Here is a 4987-nt window from a genome sequence, read left to right as displayed (position 1 = left end):
CCCGACGCACCCATCATCACCACCGACGCCCGGCACCGCGCCGACGCCAAGTCCACCCTCATCACCCTGGTGGAACACGCCCTCATGGCCCGGCTGAGGTAACGGGGCAGCAGGAGTCGCCTCCAAGTCGGCAGCGCCCTACGGCAGTTGTCGTAGATACACCGGAGCCGGCTGTGTCCTTTGACACGGTCGGCTCCGGTGTTCATAACGTTTCGGCAGAGGAATCGCGTGGTATGGCCACGCGTCGCGCACATGTGATGCCGCTATGCGCACATTCCCCCGGACTTTTGCCAGGGGCTAGTTGTTTATGACCGTTTTATGTGGGACGTGCGTCACGTGGAACCACCCGTTTCCACTGTTTGGAAGAGCGCATGTTGACGTGCTGGAATGCCTGAACTACCCAATGGTCAAAGACGTACTCACCGGTAGTGGGCCGTCGATGGCGGACAGGGTTCTGAGACACTGCGGCACAACGTAGGTGCCGACCGCCGAGAGGTTGTTGGTCGAGTGAGGCGAAGCAAGAACGGCCCCGAGCCGTCGGCCCGGGGCAATTTCACCCCGCCGCCGCGCGGAGCGGCGCCCGCGCACGTGCCCGGTTCGGAACCGACGGCCGCGCCCACCGCGAGCGGTGGCCGTTTCTCCCCGCGCAACTGGCGGGTGCCGACCCGGCTGAACGCGATCCTGCTCCTGCCCGTGCTGGTCGGCCTGGTCATGGGCGGCTTCCAGGTCAACAGCTCGATCAACACCTGGCAGAACGCCCAGGACGCCGAGCACACCGCTCGCCTGGTGCAGGCCTCGCTGGCCTACGCCGACGCCCTTTATCACGAGCGCGACGTCAGCGCGGCCCCCCTCCTCCAGGGCAAGGGCCAGAACGACTCGACCGTCACCGAGGCCCGCGAGCTGACCGACCAGGCCGCCGACGCCTTCGACCGGGCCGCGCAGTCCATGCCGCACAAGGCCGGTCTGGAGCGCCGGCTCAAGCTGTTCCGCGACGCCGAGCCCGAACTGCAGAAGCTGCGTGCCGCGGCGTTCAGCACCAAGCTGCCCGGCGTGCAGACCGAGGAGGGCTACGTCAAGGTCGCCCACCCGCTGATGGAGTTCGCCAACGAACTCGGCCTGGGCACCGGCAACATCACCTCCTACGGCCGTACCGTCTACGCCATCTCGCTGACCAAGGCCGCGCTGTCGCTCGAGCGCTCGATCGGCATGCACCTGCTGATCAAGCCCGGCCCCGACGCCACCGCCCTGGGCGGCCAGCGCGTCGCCCTGTCCTCCTACGCCTACCTCGAGGGCATCGCCGTCGAGGAGTACATCGGCGGCGGCACCCAGGAGGACGCGGACAAGCTGGACGCGCAGAAGAAGGAGATCCAGGCCAAGGCCGCGACCATGGCCCAGCAGGCCAAGGCCAAGGACCCGAACTACGTCGCCCCGCCGGCCGACCCGACCAAGATGGTCACCGCGCTGGCCACGCTGAGCAGCACGGACCCGGCCGAGCGCACGGGCCTGGCGCAGAAGGGCATCACGCCCGAGAACTGGTGGGCGGTCAACACCCTCAAGTTCGACGCCTACCGCCAGATCGAGTCGGACATGGCCGACACCGCGGTGAACGAGGCGGCCTCGATCGCCGACAACGCCAAGCGGTCGACGTTCATCACCGGCGCGGTCGTCCTGGTCGCCCTGCTCGCCGCGTTCATCCTGGCCGGACTGGCGGCCCGCCAGATGAGCCGCTCCATGCGCCGGCTGCGCAACGCCGCATTCGGCATCGCCGAGCAGCGCCTGCCGATGCTGGTCGACCAGCTCTCGCGCACCGACCCCGGCCGCGTCGACACCCGGGTCGCTCCCATCCCGATCACCTCGACCGACGAGATCGGCGAGGTCGCCCGCGCCTTCGACCAGGTGCACCGCGAGGCCGTCCGGCTCGCCTCCGAACAGGCCCTGCTGCGGGGCAACATCAACGCGATCTTCACCAACCTCTCGCGCCGCAACCAGTCGCTGATCGAGGGCCAGCTGACCCTGATCACCAACCTGGAGAACAACGAGGCCGACCCGGACCAGCTGGAGAACCTCTTCCGCCTGGACCACCTGGCGACCCGTATGCGCCGCAACGGCGAGAACCTCCTCGTCCTCGCCGGTGAGGAGCCCGGCCGCCGCTGGGACCAGCCGGTCCCGCTGGTCGACGTGCTGCGCGCCGCCTCCTCCGAGGTGGAGCAGTACGAGCGCATCGAGCTGTCCGGCGTGCCCGAGGCCGAGATCCACGGCCGCGCCGTGACCGACCTCGTGCACCTGCTGGCCGAGCTGCTGGAGAACGCCACCACGTTCTCCTCGCCGCAGACCAAGGTCCGGGTCACCGCGACCCGGCTCCCCGACGGCCGGATCATGATCGAGATCCACGACAAGGGCATCGGCCTGACCGCCGAGGACTTCGCGGACATCAACCACAAGCTGGCCAACCCGCCCACCGTGGACGCGGCGATCTCCCAGCGCATGGGCCTGTTCGTGGTCGGCCGCCTCGCCGACCGGCACGGCATCCGCGTGCAGCTGCGCCCCTCCGGCGAGCAGGCCGGCACCACCTCGCTGGTCATGCTGCCGGACGCGATCACCCACGGCGGTGGCGGCGAACAGGCGCTGGACCGCGGCGACTTCACCGTCTCGCAGATCATCCCGGAGCAGGAGTTCCAGAGCGAGGACTTCAACGCTCCCCAGCCGATGCGCACCGCCGCGGAACTCGGCTTCGACGACAGCCGGTACGCCGACGCCCCCGACGGCTCCCGCGAGCTGGACCCCGTCGGCCGCTCCCTCAAACGCGAGGAGCGCCGCGCCGCCCTGGAGGCCCAGACGCACGATCGGCCGGCGGGCCCGGAGGCGGCCGAACCGGCCGGGTATCCCGACGAGCACACCGGGCAGCAGCCGGTGTACGACACCGGCCAGATGCCCTTCCCGGAGCAGGGCGGGTACGACCCGCAGACGTCGTACGAGGAACCGCAGCACACTGCGTACGACCAGCAGCAGACGGCCTACGACGAGCAGGGCAGGCCGTCGTACGGCGAGGGGTACTACGCGCCGAACGGCGGTATGCCGCAGGGCGATGCCCCCTCGTCCAACGGCGGCTACCCCGGCCCCGGCTATGCGGAGGCCGGGCAGCAGGAGCACGCGTCGGCGCACGCCGCGGCGCCGGAGGCGTACGCCGGCTTCCAGGAGCAGTCCTACCAGGACGACTGGCCGCAGCCGGACGGGTACCGGAACGGCTACCCGGACCAGTACGCTCCGGAAGCGGAATCCACGCAGGCCGCTGACGAGACCGAGCCGGACCACGTAGGCTTCGAGCGTCCGGGACCGGCCCCCTCCGCCGTCCACGAGCTGACCGACGCCGGACTGCCCCGCCGCGGATCCGTCGCGAGCGGTTCGAACGGCGCGGGGCCCGTGGATCAGGAAGCACCGACCCATACCCCGGAGAGCGGCGGCGACGGTTGGCGTTCGGCGAACGACAAGCGCTGGCAGCAGGCCTCGCAGCTCCGCAAGCCCAAGGCAGGCGGGGTGACCTCCTCCGGACTGCCGCGGCGCGTGCCCCAGGCCAACTTGGTCGAAGGCACCGCGGAATCAACCCCGCAGGGAGGCCCACAGGTCTCCCGCGCCCCCGAGGACATCCGGGGCAGGCTGAGCAACCTGCGCCGGGGCGTCCAACGAGGACGCAGCGCAGGAATTGACAAGAACGGCCAGGCCACAAGGAATGAACACAGTGGTCCTGACAGCACCTACAACCAGGAGCGTTAGTGTGAGCCCGATGAGCCAGGCGGCACAGAACCTGAACTGGTTGATCACCAACTTCGTGGACAACACCCCCGGGGTGTCCCACACCGTGGTGGTCTCCGCCGACGGACTCCTTCTGGCGATGTCCGAAGGCTTCCCCCGCGACCGCGCCGACCAGCTCGCGGCCGTCGCCTCCGGTCTGACCTCGCTGACCGCCGGTGCCTCGCGCATCTTCGAGGGCGGCAGCGTGAACCAGACGGTTGTGGAGATGGAGCGAGGATTCCTCTTCATCATGTCCATCTCCGACGGTTCGTCGCTCGCGGTTCTCGCACACCCCGAGGCGGACATCGGTCTCATCGGGTACGAGATGGCCCTTCTGGTGGACCGTGCGGGCACGGTCCTGACGCCGGACCTCCGTGCGGAGCTCCAGGGGAGCCTTCTCAACTAACAGACAGCCGGTGCGTTTTGGCGTCCCGGGGCCGTAAGGTTTCGGGACGCGGCTTCCACACGTTGGGTGCCCGGCACAGTCGGAGGAGGAGAGAACGTGGCAACACCCCCAGGCGGTTCGTCTTCGGGCAACTGGTCGTACGGTCCCGCACAGGGCCCGGGCGACGGTTCGGCGAATCGGTACGGCTTTGCCTCCACCCCCCACCACCGGCAGCCATACGCGCCGCAGGGCCCCGGTCCGTCACCGTACGACCAGCCGCCCGCGCCGCGCATCCAGCCGGTGCAGCCGCAGCGACGCACCCCTGAACCGACGCCCGCGGGGGCGTCGAACAACCCCCTGGTGCGCCCGTACGCCATGACGGGCGGCCGCACCAGGCCGCGGTACCAGCTCGCCATAGAGGCACTGGTGCACACCACCGCGCAGCCGCACCAGATGCAGGGCCAGCTGCCCGAACATCAGCGGATCTGCCATCTGTGCCGCGAGATCAAATCGGTGGCCGAGGTCTCGGCCCTGCTTTCGATCCCTCTCGGCGTGGCCAGGATCCTCGTCGCCGACTTGGCGGAGGCGGGCCTGGTCGCCATCCATCAGCCCGGCGGCGACGAGAACGCCGGTGGCCAGCCAGACGTGACACTGCTCGAAAGGGTGCTCAGTGGACTTCGCAAGCTCTAGCGGCGGTCCTTCCCGCTCCACCACCTCCGCGAAGATCGTGGTGGCGGGCGGCTTCGGCGTGGGCAAGACCACGTTCGTCGGCGCCGTCTCGGAGATCAACCCGCTGCGCACGGAGGCCGTGAT

3 protein-coding genes and 2 pseudogenes are annotated in these 4987 nt (G+C 69.6%); all 5 read left to right on the top strand.

Features of this window, described 5'->3' with window-relative positions; genetic code table 11:
• Positions 1-102, top strand: a pseudogene (locus tag ACFY4A_RS42270) (ATP-binding protein); the annotation flags it as partial.
• Positions 103-507: 405 nt separating this feature from the next.
• Positions 508-3771, top strand: coding sequence for a nitrate- and nitrite sensing domain-containing protein (locus ACFY4A_RS42265; protein ID WP_390834628.1), 3264 nt, complete (start codon positions 508-510; stop codon positions 3769-3771).
• Positions 3772-3781: 10 nt separating this feature from the next.
• Complete coding sequence (locus ACFY4A_RS42260; protein ID WP_004983065.1) at positions 3782-4195, top strand: roadblock/LC7 domain-containing protein; 414 nt, start codon at positions 3782-3784, stop codon at positions 4193-4195.
• Between the two features lie 96 nt (positions 4196-4291).
• A complete protein-coding gene (locus ACFY4A_RS42255; protein WP_390834627.1) occupies positions 4292-4864 on the top strand; it encodes a DUF742 domain-containing protein in 573 nt (190 codons plus the stop codon).
• Positions 4845-4987, top strand: a pseudogene (locus ACFY4A_RS42250) (ATP/GTP-binding protein); the annotation flags it as partial. The gene ACFY4A_RS42255 and the pseudogene ACFY4A_RS42250, both read left to right, overlap by 20 nt.

The organism is Streptomyces sp. NPDC001292 (assembly GCF_042896465.1).
Taxonomy (GTDB): Bacteria; Actinomycetota; Actinomycetes; order Streptomycetales; family Streptomycetaceae; genus Streptomyces.
The sequence above is the reverse complement of the archived record's forward strand: the minus strand, read 5'-3'. Positions and strand labels throughout refer to the sequence as shown.